The 19,790-nt window shown below is 51.9% G+C and carries 15 protein-coding genes and 1 riboswitch; of the genes, 3 read left to right on the top strand and 12 right to left on the bottom strand.

From position 1 onward, the window contains the following. Positions 1–3: 3 nt before the first annotated feature. From JIN82_RS09820 to mfd, 4 genes are all read right to left on the bottom strand, one after another. Positions 4–1,923 (bottom strand): RecQ family ATP-dependent DNA helicase, encoded by a 1,920-nt coding sequence (locus JIN82_RS09820; RefSeq protein WP_200311452.1) that lies wholly within the window; start codon positions 1,921–1,923, stop codon positions 4–6. 25 nt (positions 1,924–1,948) lie between these two features. Further along, positions 1,949–2,833: a 4-hydroxythreonine-4-phosphate dehydrogenase PdxA gene (pdxA, locus tag JIN82_RS09825; protein ID WP_200311453.1), complete on the bottom strand. Its 885-nt coding sequence runs from the start codon at positions 2,831–2,833 to the stop codon at positions 1,949–1,951. A 61-nt stretch (positions 2,834–2,894) separates the two neighbouring features. After that, positions 2,895–3,872, bottom strand: coding sequence for a peptidylprolyl isomerase (locus JIN82_RS09830; protein WP_200311454.1), 978 nt, complete (start codon positions 3,870–3,872; stop codon positions 2,895–2,897). A 77-nt stretch (positions 3,873–3,949) separates the two neighbouring features. Then, positions 3,950–7,126 carry a transcription-repair coupling factor gene (gene mfd / locus JIN82_RS09835; protein ID WP_325099490.1) on the bottom strand — a complete coding sequence of 1,059 codons (3,177 nt, stop codon included), beginning with the start codon at positions 7,124–7,126 and terminating at the stop codon, positions 3,950–3,952. A 516-nt stretch (positions 7,127–7,642) separates the two neighbouring features. Between mfd and JIN82_RS09840 the strand changes: the two genes are divergently transcribed. From JIN82_RS09840 to JIN82_RS09850, 3 genes are all read left to right on the top strand, one after another. Further along, entirely contained in the window at positions 7,643–8,341 is a 699-nt protein-coding gene (locus JIN82_RS09840) for a peptidoglycan recognition protein family protein (protein WP_325099491.1), read from the top strand. Positions 8,342–8,543: 202 nt separating this feature from the next. After that, positions 8,544–10,205 carry an alpha-glucan family phosphorylase gene (glgP, locus tag JIN82_RS09845; RefSeq protein WP_200311457.1) on the top strand — a complete coding sequence of 554 codons (1,662 nt, stop codon included), beginning with the start codon at positions 8,544–8,546 and terminating at the stop codon, positions 10,203–10,205. Between the two features lie 175 nt (positions 10,206–10,380). Then, the gene (locus tag JIN82_RS09850; protein WP_200311458.1) at positions 10,381–11,175 is read left to right on the top strand and encodes a PEP-CTERM sorting domain-containing protein; all 795 of its coding nucleotides are present in this window, start codon (positions 10,381–10,383) and stop codon (positions 11,173–11,175) included. Between the two features lie 86 nt (positions 11,176–11,261). On the opposite strand, the gene JIN82_RS09855 is transcribed toward JIN82_RS09850, so the two are convergent. The 8 genes from JIN82_RS09855 to JIN82_RS09890 form a co-directional block, all read right to left on the bottom strand. Continuing rightward, complete coding sequence (locus JIN82_RS09855) at positions 11,262–11,612, bottom strand: DUF6172 family protein (RefSeq protein ID WP_200311459.1); 351 nt, start codon at positions 11,610–11,612, stop codon at positions 11,262–11,264. Positions 11,613–11,758: 146 nt separating this feature from the next. Beyond that, complete coding sequence (locus JIN82_RS09860) at positions 11,759–12,538, bottom strand: SDR family NAD(P)-dependent oxidoreductase (protein ID WP_200311460.1); 780 nt, start codon at positions 12,536–12,538, stop codon at positions 11,759–11,761. 229 nt (positions 12,539–12,767) lie between these two features. Further along, positions 12,768–14,897, bottom strand: a complete 2,130-nt coding sequence (gene thiC / locus JIN82_RS09865; RefSeq protein WP_200311461.1) for a phosphomethylpyrimidine synthase ThiC — start codon at positions 14,895–14,897, stop codon at positions 12,768–12,770. 95 nt (positions 14,898–14,992) lie between these two features. Further along, positions 14,993–15,106: riboswitch (TPP riboswitch) on the bottom strand. A gap of 964 nt (positions 15,107–16,070) precedes the next feature. Further along, a complete protein-coding gene (gene tnpA, locus JIN82_RS09870) occupies positions 16,071–16,523 on the bottom strand; it encodes an IS200/IS605 family transposase (protein WP_200311462.1) in 453 nt (150 codons plus the stop codon). Positions 16,524–17,531: 1,008 nt separating this feature from the next. Then, complete coding sequence (locus tag JIN82_RS09875) at positions 17,532–18,074, bottom strand: hypothetical protein (protein WP_200311463.1); 543 nt, start codon at positions 18,072–18,074, stop codon at positions 17,532–17,534. Continuing rightward, positions 18,071–18,829 carry an exodeoxyribonuclease III gene (locus JIN82_RS09880; protein WP_200311464.1) on the bottom strand — a complete coding sequence of 253 codons (759 nt, stop codon included), beginning with the start codon at positions 18,827–18,829 and terminating at the stop codon, positions 18,071–18,073. Before JIN82_RS09880 ends, JIN82_RS09875 begins: the two co-directional genes overlap by 4 nt. Positions 18,830–18,877: 48 nt before the next feature. Beyond that, positions 18,878–19,216: a histidine triad nucleotide-binding protein gene (locus JIN82_RS09885; RefSeq protein ID WP_200311465.1), complete on the bottom strand. Its 339-nt coding sequence runs from the start codon at positions 19,214–19,216 to the stop codon at positions 18,878–18,880. Further along, positions 19,213–19,785, bottom strand: a complete 573-nt coding sequence (locus JIN82_RS09890; protein ID WP_200311466.1) for a hypothetical protein — start codon at positions 19,783–19,785, stop codon at positions 19,213–19,215. The genes JIN82_RS09885 and JIN82_RS09890 overlap by 4 nt, the downstream gene beginning before the upstream one ends. Positions 19,786–19,790 lie beyond the last annotated feature (5 nt).

The raw sequence follows: 19,790 nt of genomic DNA on the forward strand, positions 1-19,790 counted from the left end.
CAGCTAGCGGGTGAACTCACGACAATAAATCAAGACGTCGGCGTAGCTGTGGCGTTTGAGCATGGACCATTCCTTACGCATCGCCAGCCGGTAGCGTGAGATCGATGGTGTGTAGATGCCGCAGAGGAATTTGGCTAGCCGCTCGGCAGAGGCCAGCGCGGCGTGTGGTTTGTTGGCGAGCTGCTGGATGACTTCCAGTTCGTCGAGCGAGATTTCAGCTGGCTGGGAAAATGGCAGCTTGCGTGGCCGTTTCTCCTGCAGGCAGCTGGAACAATGTCCACACGGCGCTGTGCGTTTTTCACCAAATGCCATTACCAGCTGGTTGGGCAGGCAGGATTTGCCGCTGGCAATTTTCAGCACACGCGCAAATTGCGCTTCGTCATCGTCGACGTGGGATTGGAAAATTTCCCCCAGCTGGCTGGCCAGATCTGCCAAATTCTCCGGTGGTTTTTTGATCAAAAAATGGCTGAGTCGGTGGGAGAATTGCACCTGTGCGTCACCCGCCAAATCGAGCTCGTAGAGCAGGTCGCAGAGTTCGCCAATGGGGAGATTTTCCGATTCCGTAATTTGCGTAAGATTTATCCGTTGATGGTCGTTTATAAGTAGATTAAGTATCTTTTGATGGCGTGGGGTGTGGCTAGCTAAAATCCCATCCGCTGAGTTGATCAATCGCAGCTTTGCCCACTTCCACGATTGGCGATCTGCCGCCAGATAATTCATCAGCTGCAGGTGGGTGAGGATGAGCTCCACGGCTTCGCGGCTGAGATCGGTGAGCGTGCTCAGATCGTAGCGCGAGACGATGGCTATTTTGCTCTGCGAGAAGATGCGCTCGAGCACGTCGCGGATGAGTCGCGGTGTTGGTTGTTTCACCGCCAGATGGTTTTCGATAAATGTCTTATCATTGCCGCAGGCGAGCAGCTCGCAAGTTGACGGCTGACCGTCACGACCAGCGCGACCACTTTCCTGCACCCAGCTAGCTGGCGAGCTCGGCAGGTGGTAGTGGATCACTGAGCGGATATTGGCAATGTCGACGCCCATGCCAAAGGCGATGGTGGCGCAGATGATGGAGATTTTGCCGCTGGCAAAGCCATCTTGCACACGCGCGCGCGAATCTGGGCTCATGCCAGCGTGGTAGGCGCGTGCGTCAAACCCGTGGCTGGCGAGCATGGCGGCAATCGTTTCCGTATCGCTGCGACGGTGAGCGTAGACGATGGCGGGCAGCGCATTTGCAGAATTCAGCCTATCCAGTAAACGTTGGTCTTTTTCCTCCAGCTGGACTGGGGTGACCAAAAAATGCAGATTCTCGCGGAAGAAGCTGGTTTGGATTTGATTTTTTTTGAGCATGCCAAAGCTCTTGCGAATATCGCTAGCTACCTTGGGCGTGGCGGTGGCGGTGAGGGCTAAAACTGCCCGTGGTTTCAGCTGGCGCACCCATTTTGGGGTATGCAAATACGCTGGGCGAAATTGATTTCCCCACAGGCTCATGCAATGCGCTTCATCGATGGCGACCAGGCTGATTTCCAGCTGGCTGAGAAATTTCCGCAGGCTCAGTTTGCCGAGTTGTTCGGGTGACAGGTAGAGGATTTTGATGCCACCGGCGGCAATCTTCTCCCACAAGTCATCCATTTGCCCGTGGGATTTTTCGCTCGAGTCGATTTTGGCGGCAGGAATGCCGCGTGCGACCATGCTATCGACCTGATCTTTCATCAAGGCGATCAATGGCGAGATGACAATGGTCAGCCCCGGCATCGCCATGGCGGTGTATTGGTAACACAATGATTTGCCCGCGCCGGTGGGTAAAATCGCTAGCGTGTGAATGCCCGCCAATAGCTGGCGAATCACTGGCTGCTGGGCACCACGAAATGAGCGGTGACCAAAACACCGCTCCAGTAATTCGAGATCCAGTGGGGTAGATGAGTCCAATTCAGCTAGTTGAGAAGTGGCTGGATTACGCCAGCTGGACGCACATCTGGATGGCGTGGATCATCGATTCCGCGCTCGCTTTACCCTTGCCAGCCAGCGCAAAGGCGGTGCCGTGGTCTGGGCTGGTGCGTGGGCGTGGAAGACCCAGCGTGATATTTACGCCAGTGTCAAAATCGAGCAGCTTGAGCGGAATTAAGCCTTGATCGTGGTACATGCAGAGCACCGCGTCGTAGTCGCCATCTACCGCTGGACGGAAAATCGTATCGGCAGCGTGTGGGCCAGAGAATGGTGGCAATAACGACGAAGTATGATCCGTCGGCATGTACTCGAAGTTCAGCTGGTTGATTGCCGGCTGGATGATGCGTTGGTCTTCATCGCCAAAAGCACCATTTTCGCCGCAGTGTGGGTTGAGACCACAAACCGCAATGGCGGGCGAGGTGATGCCTCGTTTGAAGCAGAAATCTACCAGCAAGTTGCCAATGCGGGTGATTTCGTCGCGGTTGAGGTGGCTGGAAACATCAGAAATCGCTATGTGCGTGGTCACCAACCCAACGGTCAAACTTTTCCCCGATAGGCACATCGCGTAGTTGCTAACGTCGAGGCGGGTGGCAAAAAATTCAGTCTGACCGGGAAATGAAAACCCGAGGTCGTGCAGCGCGTCTTTGGCAATTGGGCCAGTGACGACGCCGTCGATTTCACCAAACTTCAACAATGAGGCGGCTTCTTCCAGCCCGTCGAGCGCTGCTTGGGCGGTCTCTATGGTTGGTTTGCCGGGAATGACATTGTCGAGCTTGGGGCCGATGATGCGGTATTCGCAGTCAGCTGGAAGCCGGCCAGATTTCAGCGCGGCTTCGATGATTTCCGGACCAATTCCAGCTTGATCCCCTAGGGTGATTCCGATGGTCTTCATTGTTGTGAGAAATGAAATGTGGGTTTCTGTAGGGGATTTGGAGTTTTAGCCAGCTGGCAGATTACATTCTGGAGATCATTGCCTTTTTGCGCAGGCGCTCGATCCAGCGGTCGTGTTTGACTTTGTTTTTCTCAGCACGCACACGGTTTTCCATGGCGCCGCGAACTTCTGACAGCGGCGGCACTGGGCCGTATTTCTTTTTGTTGACGCGCACGATGGTGAAGCTCAATGGTCCGTCGAGCGGGCCAACGATTTTACCAATATCAGCTTCATCCATGAGAATGTTGGCAAAGGCTGGTGACAGGTCGGTGCGTTTGGTCATTGGCCATTCGCCACCTTGGTCGGAGCGACTGTCGACGGAATATCTTTTGGCTAGCTCAGCAAAGTCGGCGCCATCGTTGAGTTGTTTGGCAACGTCTTCAGCTAGCTTGAACTGTGACTCTTGAGTTGAGTCTGGGCGTTCTGGGTCGATTTTTGGAATATCGATCTTGCTGTACTGCAGTTCGTCACCTGAGCGGTCACGCATTTGCAGCTTGTTTTCGTTGTACTCAGCTTGCACTTCCTGCGGCAGTGGCGGCACGCTGTCGGAGAAGAAATTCGCGCGCATCGCTTGCACTTTGATCTTTTTCTCGGTTTCGCGGCGGTGTTGCTGCTGCGTCAGGCCAGCGCTTCTCAGCGCTTTGTGGAATTCTTCTTCGCTGCCGTTGTACAGGTTGCGGATTTCCTTTTTGATTTCATCGTCGATGACGTGTGGCGGAATGAATGCACCACGTGCTTTGAATTCGTAGAGGATGAGCTCGCGGTCGATCAGGTTATCGATGATCTTGTTGCGCTGCTCGGCGATGATTTTGTCATACGCAGGCCCTTTGTTGGGCATCTGCGCGGACAGCGCATCGCGTAGCGGTGTCAGCTGGAAATTGATTTCGTTATTGGTGATAACGGTGCCGTTGACTTTCACGGCGATGCCATTGACTTTAGTAGCCGCTGCCAGTGTCAGAGGCATGCTGAGCATGGCGAGAGCGATAGTGAGGTTGCGCAAGATCATATAAGGGAGATTGGTGGAAAATTGGAAAGGTTCACAGGTCCTGTGAAAGTTGTGAATGGTGGTTAGTTTGATTAAAGTTTTTGCAGCCAGTCGATGGCCTCGTCAAGCTTTCGGCTTGCTACGGTTTCTGTCAACCGAGGGAATCGTTTTCCTGTAAGGGTGATATACTCGCCATTGCGCGTTAGTTTCAAGCGCTGATCGCGTATTTCTACGCTGGTGATTCTATTTCTGGCAGCAATGAGCTTCAGACGGGTGGTGTCGAGCAGGCGGACAACCGGCACGGATGGCTTGCCAAAGCGGTCTTTCCATCTAGCGGTGAGCTTTTTCAGCTCTCTGAGATCTTGGCACTCGGCGAGCTCTTTGTAGGCGGCAATGCGCATTCTTGCGTCAGGCATGTAGTCGCCAGGAATGAAACATGGCAGGTTGGATTTTGGATCGCTGCCAAGGAAGTCGCCTTCGTTGAAACAGAGGAAATCTGCGCGCAAGGTGACGTCGACTCGTTGTTTTACCGTGCCGCCGCGCAGCCTGTCGATGCTCTGGCGCAGTAGCTGGCAGTAAAGGTCGAAGCCGATAGAAACGATGTGGCCAGATTGTTTGGTGCCCAGCAGGTTGCCGGCGCCGCGGATTTCTAGATCGCGCATGGCAATTTTAAACCCAGACCCCAGCGCGGTATATTGCTGAATGGCATTGATGCGCTTGCGGGCATCGCCGTGGATCATGTCGCTCGGTAAAAGCAGAATCGCATACGCTTGGCCGCCAGCTCGCCCGACACGTCCGCGCAGCTGGTAGAGATCAGCGAGGCCAAAGCGATCAGCGCGGTCGATGATGATGGTATTGGCATTGGGAATGTCGATGCCGCTCTCAATGATGGTGGTGGCCAGCAAGATATCCGCTTCTCCCTGCACAAATGATTTCATCACCACTTCCAGCTGGTCTTTTTCCATCTGCCCGTGGCCCACCACGCAGGTGGCTGAAGGAACCAGCTCCTGTAGACGTTTTTGCACCATCTCGATGGTTTGCACGCGGTTGTGGAGGAAATACACCTGACCACCGCGCTTGAGCTCTTTTTCAATCGCCTGCTTGATCACCGCTTCATCGTAGCCGCAAATGCTGGTATGGATGGGCACTTTGCCCGGCAATGGCGTATCGATGGTGGACATGTCACGCGCGCCCATCATGGATAAATACAGCGTGCGTGGAATTGGCGTGGCTGAAAGTGTCAGCACGTCGATCTGGCGGAAGATTTCTTTAAATTGCTCTTTGTGTTTCACCCCAAACCGCTGCTCTTCGTCAACGATGGCGAGTCCGAGGTTTTTGTAGCTGACGTCTTTGGAAATCAAGCGATGTGTGCCAATGACGATGTCGACGGATCCATCAGCGAGCCCCTTGAGGGTTTCGCGCACTTCAGCTGGTTTGCGGAAGCGGTTGAGCAGCTCGATGCGCAGTGGGTAGTCTGACATGCGCTCGCGGAACGTGCGCCAGTGTTGCTCAGCTAGCACGGTAGTGGGGCAGAGCAGGGCGACTTGGCGGCCAGAAGTGGCGGATTTGAAGGCCGCTCGGATGGCCACTTCGGTTTTGCCAAACCCGACGTCACCGCAGATCAGCCGGTCCATCGCCTTGGCGCATTCCATGTCTGCTTTGACGTCTTCGATGGCATCGCGCTGGCCAGGAGTGAGTTCAAAGTGGAATGAATTCTCAAATTCGTACATCCACCGGTTGTCGGCGTCGTGTGGGTTGGATTTTTCTACATTGCGCTCAGCTTGGATTTTCAACAGCTGGGCGGCGTAATCCATGATCGACTTCTCCGCCTGCTGGCGAGTTTTCCCCCAGCTGGTGGTGCCAATTTTGCTTAACTGTGGTGTTTTGCCGCCGATGCCCACGTAGCGGGTGAGCAGGTGCGCTTGATCCAGCGGCACGCTGAGCGTCGTCTGATCGCGGTAGAGGATGTGGATTTCTTCGTATCCATCTTCATCTTTGGCAATGCCATTGAATTTACCAATGCCATACTCGCTGTGGACAACAAAATCTCCGTAGTCGACCTCCTCGAGCGCCAGCTGGCCACGATTGCGCCTTTGGTGGTCTTGGCTGGTGAGTTTGCGTCGCCGCTGGGGTGTTTGGTAGCGACCAAATAGCTCCGATGACGAGAGAAATGCCAGCTTAGCATCCGGCATGGTGAAGCCTTGCACGAGCTCGCCAATCAGCGGCGTCAGTGAGGCATTTTTGAAAAAATCTTCGTCGACGAGTTCCTCGAAGCGTTCTTGCTCAGCTGGTCGGCTAAAGGTGATGAAGATCTGCCAGTCGTCACTGCGCCAGTCGGCAATCTGCTGGAAAAACCTGTGACGGCGAGTTTCCTGTAAAATGAAATCGCCGGCGTCAAAATGACCTAATGGACTGCCAATCACTTCAGGCGCGTTGGTTCCGCCGTCTGAGAGCTCGGCAAGTGCGCGCGCTGGAATGTCGTCGCCAGCTGAAATCACCCAGTCGTCGTCGCTAAGGTAGTCGCCGAGCGTGGCCATTTCCTGCGACTCGGTCACCACCAGCTCGGCCTGCTGGCATTTGTTGCGCGAGACTTGCGAGTCGAGGTCAAACTCGCGGATGCTCTCGACTTCAGTATCAAAAAATTCGATGCGATACGGGAACTCAGCCTGCCACGGGAAAACGTCTAAGATGCCGCCGCGGCGCGCAAACTGCCCGCGCGAGTGAATTTGGTGAACTTTTTCAAATTGCTCACTGCTCAATGTTTTTTCCAGCTGCTCGGGTGGCAGTTCATCACCTAGCTGGATGATGATTTTGCCATCGCTCAGCGATTCTGGCACCGGCGCTGGGCTGTCGAGCGCATCAGGGGAAAATAGAAATACGGTGGGCGCGCTGAGTTTGTCGGGTGAATGCAGCACCTGCAGCGAGGCCAATCGTTCCGCGGCAATTTCCGGCGCGGTGATTTCACCTTCGCCATTGCTTTCCGGAATATCTGGAACCACCGTGGCTTTGATGCCCCAGAGCTCCAGCTCAGACGCTAAACGCTCGCGAACCCGTGGGTGTGGGTGGGTGAAACAGACACGCCGGCCAGAGGGGAATTTCTCCTGTAGGCGAATGCATGCGAGGATAAATGCGTAGCCTGAATCCGCCACGCAATCCAGCTCGACGATTTCAGCTGGATTCTCCAGCGCGTCAATCAGCTGGCGCACCGCTGGGATGCGCTGGGCTTTTTTGATACCCGGGGAATGTGGCTGGATTGGTTTTTTACTCACGATCGAAATGGTCGAACCCATGCAAACGTGATTTCTATCTGCTGGCAATGCCAATCGATTCACTAAGCGCAAAAACAAAACAAGCTAGCAGCTGGAAAGGCTGCTAGCTGGGAGATCAAACAATCAATGCGAGATCTAGAAACCTAATGTTGTAGCGGTTCCTTTGACAATTTTGCCTGGAGCTTTGAGAATATTACCAAGGACCGTGCATGAGCTCAATGAGAGGAGAGCGATTGCAGCTGTAATTAAGCGAAGTGTGCGCATGTAAGAGATAAATAGAAATCCCAGCGGGGCTGTCAATCATCATGATGGGATTTGTTATTGATAATTCGTAATCAAGCTATTGTTTGGAATTCCTTATAAAAGCGGGTGGGATACTTGAAAATTCCTTATTTTAAGTTTCTTATGACGATTGCATCGTGCTATTAATTACTCATGAATGTTTTTTGCTGCCTTAAAAGTTTCTCGCTGATTGCGGTGCTAGGATTGTGCTCCTGCTCACAATCTCCTCCAGTTGTGGATATTAAACCTGGAGGAAATTCATCTGGCTATGGCGCGACGGCAGCAGTTTCTAGCAACTACAACCCTGTGCCAGCTGGCAGCCCAGCAAAGTCGCCAACGCAGTTATACAGCGAGGCTAACGTAAAGCGTGACTATATCCCTAAGGGAACTCACGGCAGAAAAGTGAAACGCACGCTGCGTCCGCGCTACATCACTATTCACAGTACGCAGAACTACAGCTCACAGGCAGATGCATGGCAGCATTCTAAGGCATTAAAAAATGGCGCACTGAGCTGCCGCAAGGTCAAAGGTGGCAACCGCATTGGCTATCTAACTTGGCATTACACCGTCGACCAGAGCGTGGCGGTGCAGCATTTGCCAACTAACGAGCAAGGTGAGCATGCAGATTACGACGGTCCAGGAAACAACTACAGCATTGGCATAGAGATGTGCGAAAACCGCGGCAATGACCGTGCGCGCACACTTGATAGAACGGCTAAGCTGACTGCCTACCTGATGCATCAATACAAAATTCCTATCAATCGCGTGGTGCCACATTACCACTGGCCACGATTTGGCCATGACCCAATGCATAAAAATTGCCCACACTTTTTGCTAGATAATGGTCGCCCAGGTAAAAAATGGAGACAATATCAGGCGCAGATTAAGAAACATTACGACTCTATCACAAAACCAGCTGGAGGTATGTTCTAGCTGATTGTTAGTCATTTCTGTTATATTTCTAGCCAGCTGACGCATTGATATGTCAGCTGGCTAATTTTTTGCCGTAAATTAACAGATTTACGTCTATCAAAATCCGCCATCTCAATTACCTAAGTCATATTAACGATAATGGCTTGGCATTGAGCTAGATTGCCGTTAATAGGATTATGTATTTCAAACAAATTACACAGCAATGAGCTTTTTGCCTGAACCCTTCAAACACTCTTACGAAATCGATCCCAAATATAAAACCAGTGCTGCATACTTCAGCATGGAGTTTGCGATCGATCAAACATTGAAAATCTACTCTGGTGGACTTGGCTTTCTAGCAGGTTCGCACATGCGTAGTGCCTATGATCTCAAACAGAACATGATAGGCATCGGAATTCTCTGGTCATACGGCTACTATAACCAAGCGCGCGGCGAGAACCGCGAAATGGCGGTGCAAAACCGTCGCAAAGACTATCACTTTCTTAAAGACACTGGAATTAAGTACACCATCACCGTGCACGACCACGATGTATGGGTGAAGGTACTTTACATGGAGCCAGATACCTTTGGCTCTGCGCCAATGTTCCTGCTCACTACAGACATTGAGGAAAATGACGTGCTTTCACGTACTATTTCTCACCGACTATATGATAGTGACTTCCTAACACGTACCGCTCAATACATCTTGCTAGGTGTAGGTGGTGCTAGATTGCTAGAAGAGCTGGGTGTTGATCCAGACGTATGGCACCTCAATGAGGCACACGCGCTGTCAGCTGCCTTCCATGTTTACAAGAAAACCAAGAGCCTGGAAGAAGTGAAGAAGCGTTTTGTCTTCACCACACACACACCTGTTGAGGCTGGTAACGAAAAATCATCATTCGACTTGCTTCGCAAATTCACCTTCTTTGGTGGACTGCCAGAAGCTGAGCTGCGTGAACTCTGCGGCATTGACGGTGATGAATTTAACCACTCGCTAGCTGCTTTCCGCATGTGTCGCCTGTCTAACGGTGTCTCTAAGCTTCACGGTGAAGTTTCCCGTAAAATGTGGGCTGGTTACGACAACATTTGTCCAATCACGCACGTCACTAACGCGCAGAATAAGCGTTACTGGGTGGACGAACAGCTCGAAGAGGCGCGCCTCGACAATAATTTCAAAGCGATTGCTAAGCGCAAACGTGAGCTGAAGAAAAAACTCTTCAAAGAAGTAGCTGACCAAACTGGTCGTCTGTTTGATCCAGACTACCTAACGATCGTGTGGGCTCGTCGTTTTGCTGACTACAAACGCGCTGACCTCATCACACGCGACATCGAGCGATTTGAAGAAATCCTCAATGACGCAGACCGTCCGGTGCAGGTGATCTGGGCTGGTAAACCATTCCCGAAAGATTACGGCGCGGTGGATATGTTCAACCGACTGGTCAATCTATCACGTGAGCATCCGCGCATGGCGGTATTGGTTGGTTACGAGCTCTCTCTATCAAAGCTGCTGAAAGACGGCTCTGATATGTGGCTGAACAACCCAATCGTCACCCGTGAAGCATCCGGCACATCCGGCATGACTGCGGCGATGAATGCTAGTGTTAACTACTCCACTAACGACGGCTGGGTTTGTGAGTTTGCTAAAGATGGTGAGAATTCATTCATCATTCCTGAGGCTGATACTGATCTCACACCTGAAGCGCGTGATCACCACGACATGCTTGGATTCTATCAAGTGCTCGAAGATAAAGTGCTTCCCGCCTACTACGATGAGCCAGAGCAGTGGTGGAAAATCGTCAAACAGAGCATGGACGATGTGGTGCCATTCTTTGATGCCGACCGCATGGCTGACGAGTATTATAGCAAAATCTACGACGCTAAATAAGCGATTCGTTAGCATTATTTAATCTCTATCCGTCACTCACCAGCTAGCTGGGGGGTGACGGATTTTTTGTGTTCAGAAATGAAACGGTGAAATAAACTACCGTTTAGGGTATTATTATCTGGCAGGATCTAATTATTTATGATTCACTGATGATGAATTCTTTAACTGGTGAATTATGAGACGAAATTATGACAAATTGAGAAGCTGTATTCTGCTGGCTGCCACTATATGCGGCGGCGCCGCACAAGCAGCAACGGTGATAGCGGATGACTTTACCGCAACTGATCAAGATCCATTTACGGGTTCCTCCACGGCGCTCACTTGGACAGGGGATTTGGCTGAGCTGGAATTGGCTGGCAATAGAATCCAGCAGGATACCAGTCAGGTAGTTAGCACGATTACTACAAATATTTCAACAATTGATAGCTTGGGCTTAGGCGAGATTTACCAATGGGTTGGGCAAGTTGGGCGAGTCTCGGGCTCGATGACTGTGACTGACGAGAACTGGGGTGGGATTGTTATAAGCTCGGACAGCAGTGATGCAGCGGCCATTGAAGCGGGTACCATGAATGGCTATCGTCTGGTATTAAAAGACGGCGATGGGGGGGATTTCGTGGCTCTTGAGCAAGCGTCCGGCTCAGGCTGGAGTCAAATAGCTAGAGACGACCAAGCAAATGCTGCTATCAACATGGCAACAAACCCGGTGATGACCATTACGCTAGATGAGAATGGTGTCTTTGATTTTAATGTCGTTCTGTCGGCAGGTGCTGTAACAAGATCGGGTAGCTTTGATACTGGCGGCGCGATCACTTTGGATAATTTCTCTGGATTTACCATCAGCAGTGGTGCTTCTCCACGCCTTGCCTACCTTGATGATTTCTCACTGTCGATTGAAGCCATTCCCGAGCCAGCCACGTTGAGCCTGATCTCACTAGCAGGCTTTGGATTTATTTTACGCCGTCGCACCTAATCTGGTACCTATCGATCAAAAAACAAAAACACCGCAGCCTATTTGGCTGCGGTGTTTTTCAGTTAGATAACTGTGAGAGCTGAAAACTACGCTTCGCCTTCAGCTGTTTTGTCTGCTTCTTCAGCGGCTGGATTTTCTTCAGCAGCAGGTTTTTCCTTGCTGGTGCGGTAGCCGGCTACAGCGATGATTTCAACATATACAGATTCCAGCTGATCTTTCTCAGCGGCATCGAGCAGGGCATTAAATTGAGACACGTGTACGTCAGCTGCTGACTCGGCATCGGCGCCAAATTTGCATGCGAAGTCGCAGAAATCGACACCTTCAGGCAGCGATTTTTTGCGCTCACGTTTGATGTATTTGCGGATCTCACTTTTGACCGCCTCGACGCGACGGGCTACAGCCATTTTTGGGTCGATCAATGAATAGTTCTTCTTCATAATTTTTGCCACCATGCACAATTGACAGGCAATTGCGAACATGTTTGCGAAATGATTTCTAGTGAGCGCAAAAAATAGCCCACCCAGCTGGATAAATAGCTGAGCGGGCCAGAGGAAAAATTTCCAGCTAGCTGGAGTGGGTGATCTTAGATAGACAGCGATGAATACCCGCCATCAACAACGATTTCTTCACCAGTGATAAATCCGCCAGCTGAGCGCGATGCTAGCATCAGAATGGCGCCAGTGAGTTCTTCAGCTGAGCCAAAGCGTGACATCGGCGTGCGGCGCAAAATTGCCAGCGCGCGTGATTCGTCGATCTTATTCTGGTTTTCCGGATTCGGGAAAAACCCTGGAACCAGCGTATTCACACGGATTTCTTGGTCGGCCCATTCGCGCGCTAGGTTCTTGGTTAGGTTGTGCACCGCTGCCTTTGCCGCTGAGTAGTTAAATGCCCAGGAAACCGGACGCAGGCCACTGAGTGAACCGACATTGATGATTGATGCCGGCTCGCCGCGATCAACAAAATAGCGACCAAAGATCTGGCAGGCGCGAAATACCGATTTGTAATTCACGTTGAGCATGTTCTCCAGCTCATCTTCAGTAGTTTCTAAAAAGGGAGTGATGATGTTAGCACTGGCGCCATTGATGAGAATGTCTACCTTGCCGGAGCGGTCGACCACACGCGCTAGCAGCTGCTCGAGGTCTTCGCGGCTGGAAGTATCCGCTTTGCAAAACCATGCGTTGCCGTCAAAGGCGTCGATTTCAGCTAACTTTTCAAAAGCATTCTCAGGATTGCGACCAACCAGAATGACTTCGGCACCCGCTCTAGCCAGCGCGATTCCCATGCGTCCGCACAGATCACCAGTGCCACCAATCACCACTGCGGTCTTTCCCTTGAGTCCAAAAATACTTTCTAAAAAATCCATATATATTAACTATACCCATCTTGAAATTGTGCCAATCAGATTATGCAGAATCTCACCAGCCGAAGCTACAAAGCGCTAGTTGTGAGATAGAAGCGCTTAGCAGAAAATGGCCTAATGGTTTATCGTTAGCTAACCTAGCTGGATTGGCATTAGCAATCGATGACGATGTAAATAAAAACGCCGCAGATTTCTCTGCGGCGCTTTTAAATAAATGAGCTAGCTAGAATGCTTACGCTTGGCCGGTGAGGGCGGCGGTAGCTTTTTCTAATCCTTGCTCTTCGATGGCTTGTTCGGTAAAGCCATTTTCTTCGGCGTACTTGCGCACGTCGGCAGTGATCTTCATCGAGCAGAATGTTGGCCCACACATTGAGCAGAAGTGAGCGGTTTTAGCGCCTTCAGCTGGTAGTGTTTCATCGTGGAAGTCGATCGCGCGAGCTGGATCGAGCCCGAGCGCAAACTGGTCGCGCCAGCGGAACTCGAAGCGTGCTTTAGAGATCGCGTTGTCGCGTTCTTGCGCAGCTGGGTGGCCTTTTGCTAGATCAGCCGCGTGAGCTGCTAGCTTGTAGGTCACTACACCTTCGCGAACATCATCACGGTTAGGCAGACCGAGGTGCTCTTTAGGAGTCACGTAGCAGAGCATCGCACATCCGTACCAGCCAATGTTAGCGGCGCCGATGGCTGAGGTGATGTGATCGTAACCAGGTGCAATATCAGTCGTTAGTGGCCCAAGCGTGTAGAATGGAGCTTCGTGGCACCACTCGATCTGCTTCTGCATATTTTCCTGAATGAGGTGAAGAGGAACGTGGCCAGGGCCTTCGTTCATTACCTGACAACCTTTGGCCCACGCACGTTTGGTGAGTTCACCTTGCACTTCTAACTCAGCCAGTTGGGCGTAGTCGTTAGCGTCGGCGATAGAGCCTGGGCGAAGTCCGTCACCGATAGAGAAGGAAACATCATAAGCGGCGCAGATGTCGCAGATTTCATCCCAATGGGTGTAGAGGAAGTTTTCCTTCTGGTGGGCGAGTGTCCACTTAGCGAGGATAGAGCCACCGCGAGAAACGATGCCTGTCATGCGGCGTGCGGTGTGCGGCACAAAGCGCAGCAGCACAGCAGCGTGGATGGTGAAATAATCAACCCCTTGCTCAGCTTGCTCGATCAGCGTATCGCGGAATAATTCCCAAGTGAGATCTTCAATTTTACCATTCACTTTTTCCAGTGCCTGATAGATTGGCACAGTGCCGATAGGGACTGGTGAGTTGCGCAGGATCCATTCGCGAGTGGCGTGGATGTTTTTACCGGTGGAGAGGTCCATCACGGTGTCGGCGCCCCATTTGGTAGACCAACGCATTTTTTCTACTTCTTCATCGATGGTAGATGCGACGGCTGAGTTACCGATGTTAGCATTGATTTTCACCAAGAAATTGCGACCAATAATCATTGGCTCGTTTTCTGGGTGGTTGATGTTGCATGGGATGATAGCGCGACCGCGTGCCACTTCTGAGCGAACAAACTCAGGAGTGATCAGCTCTGGGATTTGCGCGCCAAATGGCTGACCCGGGTGCTGGTGGTTCATCACATTGCGTGAGACTTGTTTGAATGGATCAATCTCAGATGGACGTGGCATTTCATAACCTTCAGGAGAGCTGTTAGCGCTCTCGCCGTATTTCTTGGCAATGAATTCTTTGATCTGCGGTGAAGCGTCTTCTGGTAGATCGTCTGGGCTCGGGTAGCTGTCGTGAATCGTATTGAACTGCTCGAGGCGGCCAAGGTTTTCACGGATGGCAATGAACTCCATCTCTGGAGTGATGATGCCTTGATCCGCGTACCATTTCTGCGTCACTGGATGATCTGCTGAGGCGCGCAATGGCTTGCGCTTGAGGCCTGGGTATTCCTTCAGCTTGTTTTTCGCCGCCTTGGCTTGGTTGTATGTCTCGGCGTGCTTTTCTGATAGGTAGCCATTGTCAGATGGTTTTACTTCGCGGCCGTCGTATTCTTCCACATCACCACGGGCGAGAATCCAGTCGCGGCGCAGTGCTGGCAGACCTTCGCGTGGGTTGCCTTCAAATTCAGGATTGCCCCACGGGCCAGAGCAGTCGTACACGCGGATCGCTGGGTTTTTCTCGATGCGACCATTCGGGTGCTCGGTATCAGACAGGCGAATCTCACGCATTGGCACACGCAGGTCTGGGTGGATGTTGCCCTCAACGTAGATACGTGTTGAGTTAGGGAAAATAGTTGGATCTTTTTCGATGGCGGCGAGCTCAGCTGAGTTGTCGATGTCTTCGATAAAGTTTCCGGTATAGTCGGATCGCTGCGTTGAGTTTTCCGGTGTTGGTGTAGATTCGTCTGGTGAAATCATAGAGAATGTGGTGGTCAGATTTTGAGCGGGCAATAAAAAACCTGCCGAGAATCAAGCTGGGCAGGTGAGGCGAAGTTGGGCATGAGCGGGGAGCTGAAACCACAATTTCGACTTCCTGCGACGGCATGATCCGCATCAGGTTCTAAGGGTTACGTCTCCGCGGAAAACGCTCTCAGCACGGCGATCGCCGCACACCCCTGTCGATTGATGAAGCAGAGAATCATACAGCCAGCTAGGAATGTCAAGTGACCAGTAGCCCACATCTTTGTCAGCCAGAAAACCGCGACGGCTAGAAAACCAAATGGTGATTTGGGCTGGGTTCGTGGAACGCAGGGCGGGTTGAAAGCAGCTAGAAATTTGCCAGCTGCGAAAGCGCTTTGGTTACTCACTTTGCTGACTGCGCGCATCGCGCAAGCTTAGCCACGGAGTGGCGGTCGATCGAAGCCCAGGGCAACGCCCTGGGGTTGGCATGTGCTAGAATAGGCTAGCCCCGTAGGGGCGACCATTTAGCCGATGACTGCTGGCGCCAGATGTCCATGTTTATAGGGTTCGTCACGGGTGGCACTTGGTTATAAAGCTCATTAGCCTGAGAAGATTCACTAACTTGAGAAGACTCATTGGTCGGAGGTTTCATCAGTTCTAGCCACGGAGTGGCGGTCGATCGAAGCCTAGGGCAACGCCCTGGGGTTTGACATTCGCTAGAGTAGGAGAGCCCCGTAAGGGCGACCATTTAGCCAATGGCTGCTGGCGCCAGATGTCTTGTTTATAGGGCCGTCGCAGGTGGTACCTGGTTATAAGGCTCATTAGTCTGAGAAGATTCACTAACTTGAGAAGACTCATTGGTCGGAGGTTTCATCAGTTCTAGCCACGGAGTGGCGGTCATTCGAAGCCCAGGGCAACGCCCTGGGGTTTGTCATTCGCTAGAGTAGGAGAGCCCCGTAGGGGCGACCATTTAGCCAATGGCTGCTGGCGCCAGATGTCCATGTTTATAGGGTTCGTCACAGGTGGTACTTGGTTATAAAGCTCATTAGCCTGAGAAGATTCACTAACTTGAGACGACTCATTGGTCGGAGGTTTCATCAGTTCTAGCCACGGAGTGGCGGTCGATCGAAGCCTAGGGCAACGCCCTGGGGGGGCATGTGCTAGACTAGGAGAGCCCCGTAGGGGCGACCATCATTCCCAAAGATAGCGATTATCGTATTCGATCTTGTTTTTCTTCAGGAAACTAACGAATTCCTGTTTGAAGCTTAACTTCTGATGATGCTCTTCTTGTCGAGCAATGTAGTCTTTCACGCACTTTACATTCGACTCACTAACTGAGAAGGCTGCGTAACCTGCCTGCCATTGGAAATTGGCTAGACTAGTTAGCTGAGTTTTCAGCCACTTTGAGGAAGATTTTTTCACCTCCTCGGCGACACTAGCTGGGGAACTAGTACGCGCCAGCTTTAATAAAATATGAACGTGATCTTCTACTGAGTTGATAGCACATACCGAATTAGATGCGTTAGTTAGCACCTTTGCCATATATTGATGCATGGCTGGCCGTATAGATTTAACTAGCCACGGGTGACGGTTTTTGGTGCTGAAAATCAGGTGGATATAGATATTCGAATACGAATGAGCCATTTTTGAAACTAACCGATATGGGCGCCTGTTGCAAGTAGTTGGGGTTTCTGGCTGGTGGTCGCCCCTGCGGGGCTCATGTCGTGGAGGCACCTAACCCCAAGGCGTTGCCTTGGGCTTCGAATGGTCGCCACTCCGTGGCTAGCGATGACATCAGCCTTGGCTGGGTTAGTAGTTTTATTCCGTGGCTGAATTTATGATTTTTGCCCGCGATTGTGTTTCTCCGTGTGGTTGATCGTTAGTTGCCGGCTAGAGTCGATGGTGTTAGTTCTCATCTGCGAGTGGTCGCCCTACGGGGCTCATGGTCGTGGGGGCGTCTAAACCCAAGGCGTTGCCTTGGGCTTCGAATGGTCGCCACTCCGTGGCTAGCGATGACATCAGCCTCGGCTGGCTTTGTAGTTTATTCCGTGGCTGAATTTATGATTTTTGCCCGCGATTGTGTTTCTCCGTGTGGTTGATCGTTAGTTGCCGGCTAGAGTCGATGGTGTTAGTTCTCATCTGCGAGTGGTCGCCCTACGGGGCTCATGGTCGTGGGGGCGTCTAACCCCAAGGCGTTGCCTTGGGCTTCGAATGAGCGCCACTCCGTGGCTAATAATGACCTCTGCATCGGCTGGCTTTGTGGTTTATTCCGTGGCTGAATTTATGATTTTTGCCGCGATTGTGTTTCTCCGTGCGGTTGATCGTTAGTTGCCGGCTGGAGTCGATGATGTTAGTTCTCATTGGCGGGTGGTCGCCCCTACGGGGCTCATGTCATGGGGCACCTAAACCCAAGGCGTTGCCTTGGGCTTCGAATGGTCGCCACTCCGTGGCTAACGATGACATCAGCCTTGGCTGGGTTTGTGGTTTTATTCCGTGGCTAACAATGACCTCTGCCTTGGCTGGCTTTGTGGTTTATTCCGTGGCTAGCAAGAAGAGTCCCATCTCGGCTAGGTTTGTGGTTTTGCTTCGTGGCTAAATTATGATTTTCGGCTAGCTGGAGGCTTCCAGCTAGGTAACAGTTTCGCCCAGTGGCTAGAAAACCAAATGGTGATTTGGACTCGGTTCGCCTATGGCTGGTGGGCCAGGGAAATGGTCGTTGATGAACTTATCCCAAACATCCTTGGTGTGATCAGATAGGCATTGATAGACTTCTTCTTCGCAGCTGGAGCAGATCATCAATGGAAAGGCGCCTGTGAGCATGAGGCCATTGTGAAATACGGCTGCGGTAGAATAACTTTCCGCCAGCTGGCGGTCTAATCCGCAAGTAGCGCAGCTATCTAGCTGGAGCTGATAGTTTGCGGCATTTTTGTATTTTTCCTCGCGCTGGGGCATGTTCACGCGGTCGTGCATGAAATCAAACATGGCGACACGCGAGTCATCGGAGAGTTCATTGTGGATTTTCTCCCGGCAATCCATGCAGATGGCGTATTCGAAGGTGCATTCGTCACCGCGATACGCCTTGCTCACCATGAATAAGCCAGCTGTGGTTAGCTGGCATTCGCAGTGGATGCACTGGCGGAAAACCTCATCGGTTTCCGCTGAGAGAAAATCTAACTCTATCTCTGAGTTGCTCATTTTAGAGTGATCGACACGGGGCAGTGGTCGGACCCTAACACGTCCTGATGGATAGCGGCGGACGCCAGACTATCAGTGAGCGAGGCTGAGACGCAGAAGTAGTCGATTCTCCAGCCAACATTCTTGGCGCGAGCACCGCCACGGTAGCTCCACCAGCTGTATTCATCGACTTTTTCTGGGTAGAAATGCCTGAAGGTATCAACAAATCCAGCTGCGACAATTTGATCAAATCCAGCTCGTTCTTCGTCTGAGAATCCAGCGCTCTTGCGGTTTGCCTTGGGTCTAGCGAGATCAATCTCAGTGTGCGCCACATTCAGGTCGCCACAGAAAATGACTGGTTTATTCTTTTCCAAATCTTTCACAAAGGCGAGGAAATCACGGTCCCAGCTTTGGCGGTAAGGCAGGCGCTTGAGTTCGTTTTGTGAGTTAGGCGTGTAAACAGTAACTACGTAGTAGTCAGCAAACTCTAGTGTAACGACGCGTCCTTCGCGGTCGTGCTCGTCGATGCCAATTCCCTGCTGCACGCTGATAGGCTCAATTTTGCTAAAGATCACAGTGCCTGAATAACCTGCTTTTTCTGCACTGCACCAGTAGTGGCTGTAGCCAGCCATTTCTAGCGGCAGGTCTACCTGCTCTGGGCGAGCTTTAGTTTCTTGCAAGCAGAGGATGTCAGGGTTGTGTTCGCTAACAAATTCGGCAAAATTTTTCTTAATCACGGCGCGCAGGCCGTTGACGTTCCAGGAAATGAGTTTCATGCAGCAGCTAATAGATTCGGGTGTGGGCTGGGGATGCCCGTGTATGGACTAGCCTGGAGGCCAAGTCAACTTTCGGCCAGCAAGCACGTGGACGTGCAGGTGCGGGACTTCTTCGCCGCCGTCCGGCCCGTTGTTGATGATGAGGCGGAACCCGTCATCGGCAAATCCTTCTTGCTCAGCGACTTTTCTGGCGACTAACATCAGGTGACCTAGCACCTCTTTGTCGGCATCGTCAGCCAGCGCGACACGGGTGATGCATTTTTTTGGAATAACTAACAAATGCACTGGTGCCTGCGGGTTGATGTCGCGGATGCACATGCACAGGTCGTCTTCGTAAACGAAGTCAGCTGGAATCTCTCTAGCGGCAATTTTTTCGAATAAGGTCATCTCGGTGAATTCAGATTGAGTGAAATTTTCTGCGGGTGATGTCGCGAGCTGCGTCCATGGGTGCGCAGGAAGGTGAGGATTTCTTCGCGTAGCTGGTCGCACGAGTCATTCCATTTTTCCTGACCGCGCAGCACCATCACGCTGTGACGCACGTCGTTAAACTCGATCATGCTCACGCCGTAGCTTTTCAGCTCGCCGATTTCTTTTTGCAGGTGGTCGAAAAAGGCTAGCTCGTAACCATTGCCGGCGGACTCAGCGGCGTCGCGCAGTGAGATTTCTATCGCTGGAGCACGGCGCGGCAGCACCTCAGCCATCGGCTGGTGGCCGATGCGCGTGAGCATGTGCTGAATGCGCTTGTGCAGGTCTTCGATTTTGAGCAGCTGCAGTGGGCAGTTGTGTTCAAGGTAATGCAAGATGCCGCTGTGCAAATCATCAGCGAATGGGAAATCATCGCGGCCAGATAGCTCGGCAGCGGTGATGATAGACTCGCGAATCCACTCAGTGTCGTAGCCGCTCACTTGGTGGCGGCCGACCTGTAGCACGGGGCGATTTCCAATCAGACAAATCATAATAG

Source organism: Persicirhabdus sediminis (assembly GCF_016595495.1).
In the GTDB taxonomy this organism is placed as follows: domain Bacteria; phylum Verrucomicrobiota; class Verrucomicrobiia; order Verrucomicrobiales; family Akkermansiaceae; genus Persicirhabdus; species Persicirhabdus sediminis.

What these genes read in the sequence shown, in the direction of transcription:
- pdxA (WP_200311453.1), bottom strand. Translation starts at nt 2,833, where the DNA reads ATGAAGACCATCGGAATCACCCTAGGGGATCAAGCTGGAATTGGTCCG.
- glgP (WP_200311457.1), top strand. Translation starts at nt 8,544, where the DNA reads ATGAGCTTTTTGCCTGAACCCTTCAAACACTCTTACGAAATCGATCCC.
- JIN82_RS09850 (WP_200311458.1), top strand. Translation starts at nt 10,381, where the DNA reads ATGAGACGAAATTATGACAAATTGAGAAGCTGTATTCTGCTGGCTGCC.
- JIN82_RS09855 (WP_200311459.1), bottom strand. Translation starts at nt 11,612, where the DNA reads ATGAAGAAGAACTATTCATTGATCGACCCAAAAATGGCTGTAGCCCGT.
- JIN82_RS09860 (WP_200311460.1), bottom strand. Translation starts at nt 12,538, where the DNA reads ATGGATTTTTTAGAAAGTATTTTTGGACTCAAGGGAAAGACCGCAGTG.
- thiC (WP_200311461.1), bottom strand. Translation starts at nt 14,897, where the DNA reads ATGATTTCACCAGACGAATCTACACCAACACCGGAAAACTCAACGCAG.
- tnpA (WP_200311462.1), bottom strand. Translation starts at nt 16,523, where the DNA reads ATGGCTCATTCGTATTCGAATATCTATATCCACCTGATTTTCAGCACC.
- JIN82_RS09875 (WP_200311463.1), bottom strand. Translation starts at nt 18,074, where the DNA reads ATGAGCAACTCAGAGATAGAGTTAGATTTTCTCTCAGCGGAAACCGAT.
- JIN82_RS09880 (WP_200311464.1), bottom strand. Translation starts at nt 18,829, where the DNA reads ATGAAACTCATTTCCTGGAACGTCAACGGCCTGCGCGCCGTGATTAAG.
- JIN82_RS09885 (WP_200311465.1), bottom strand. Translation starts at nt 19,216, where the DNA reads ATGACCTTATTCGAAAAAATTGCCGCTAGAGAGATTCCAGCTGACTTC.
- JIN82_RS09890 (WP_200311466.1), bottom strand. Translation starts at nt 19,785, where the DNA reads ATGATTTGTCTGATTGGAAATCGCCCCGTGCTACAGGTCGGCCGCCAC.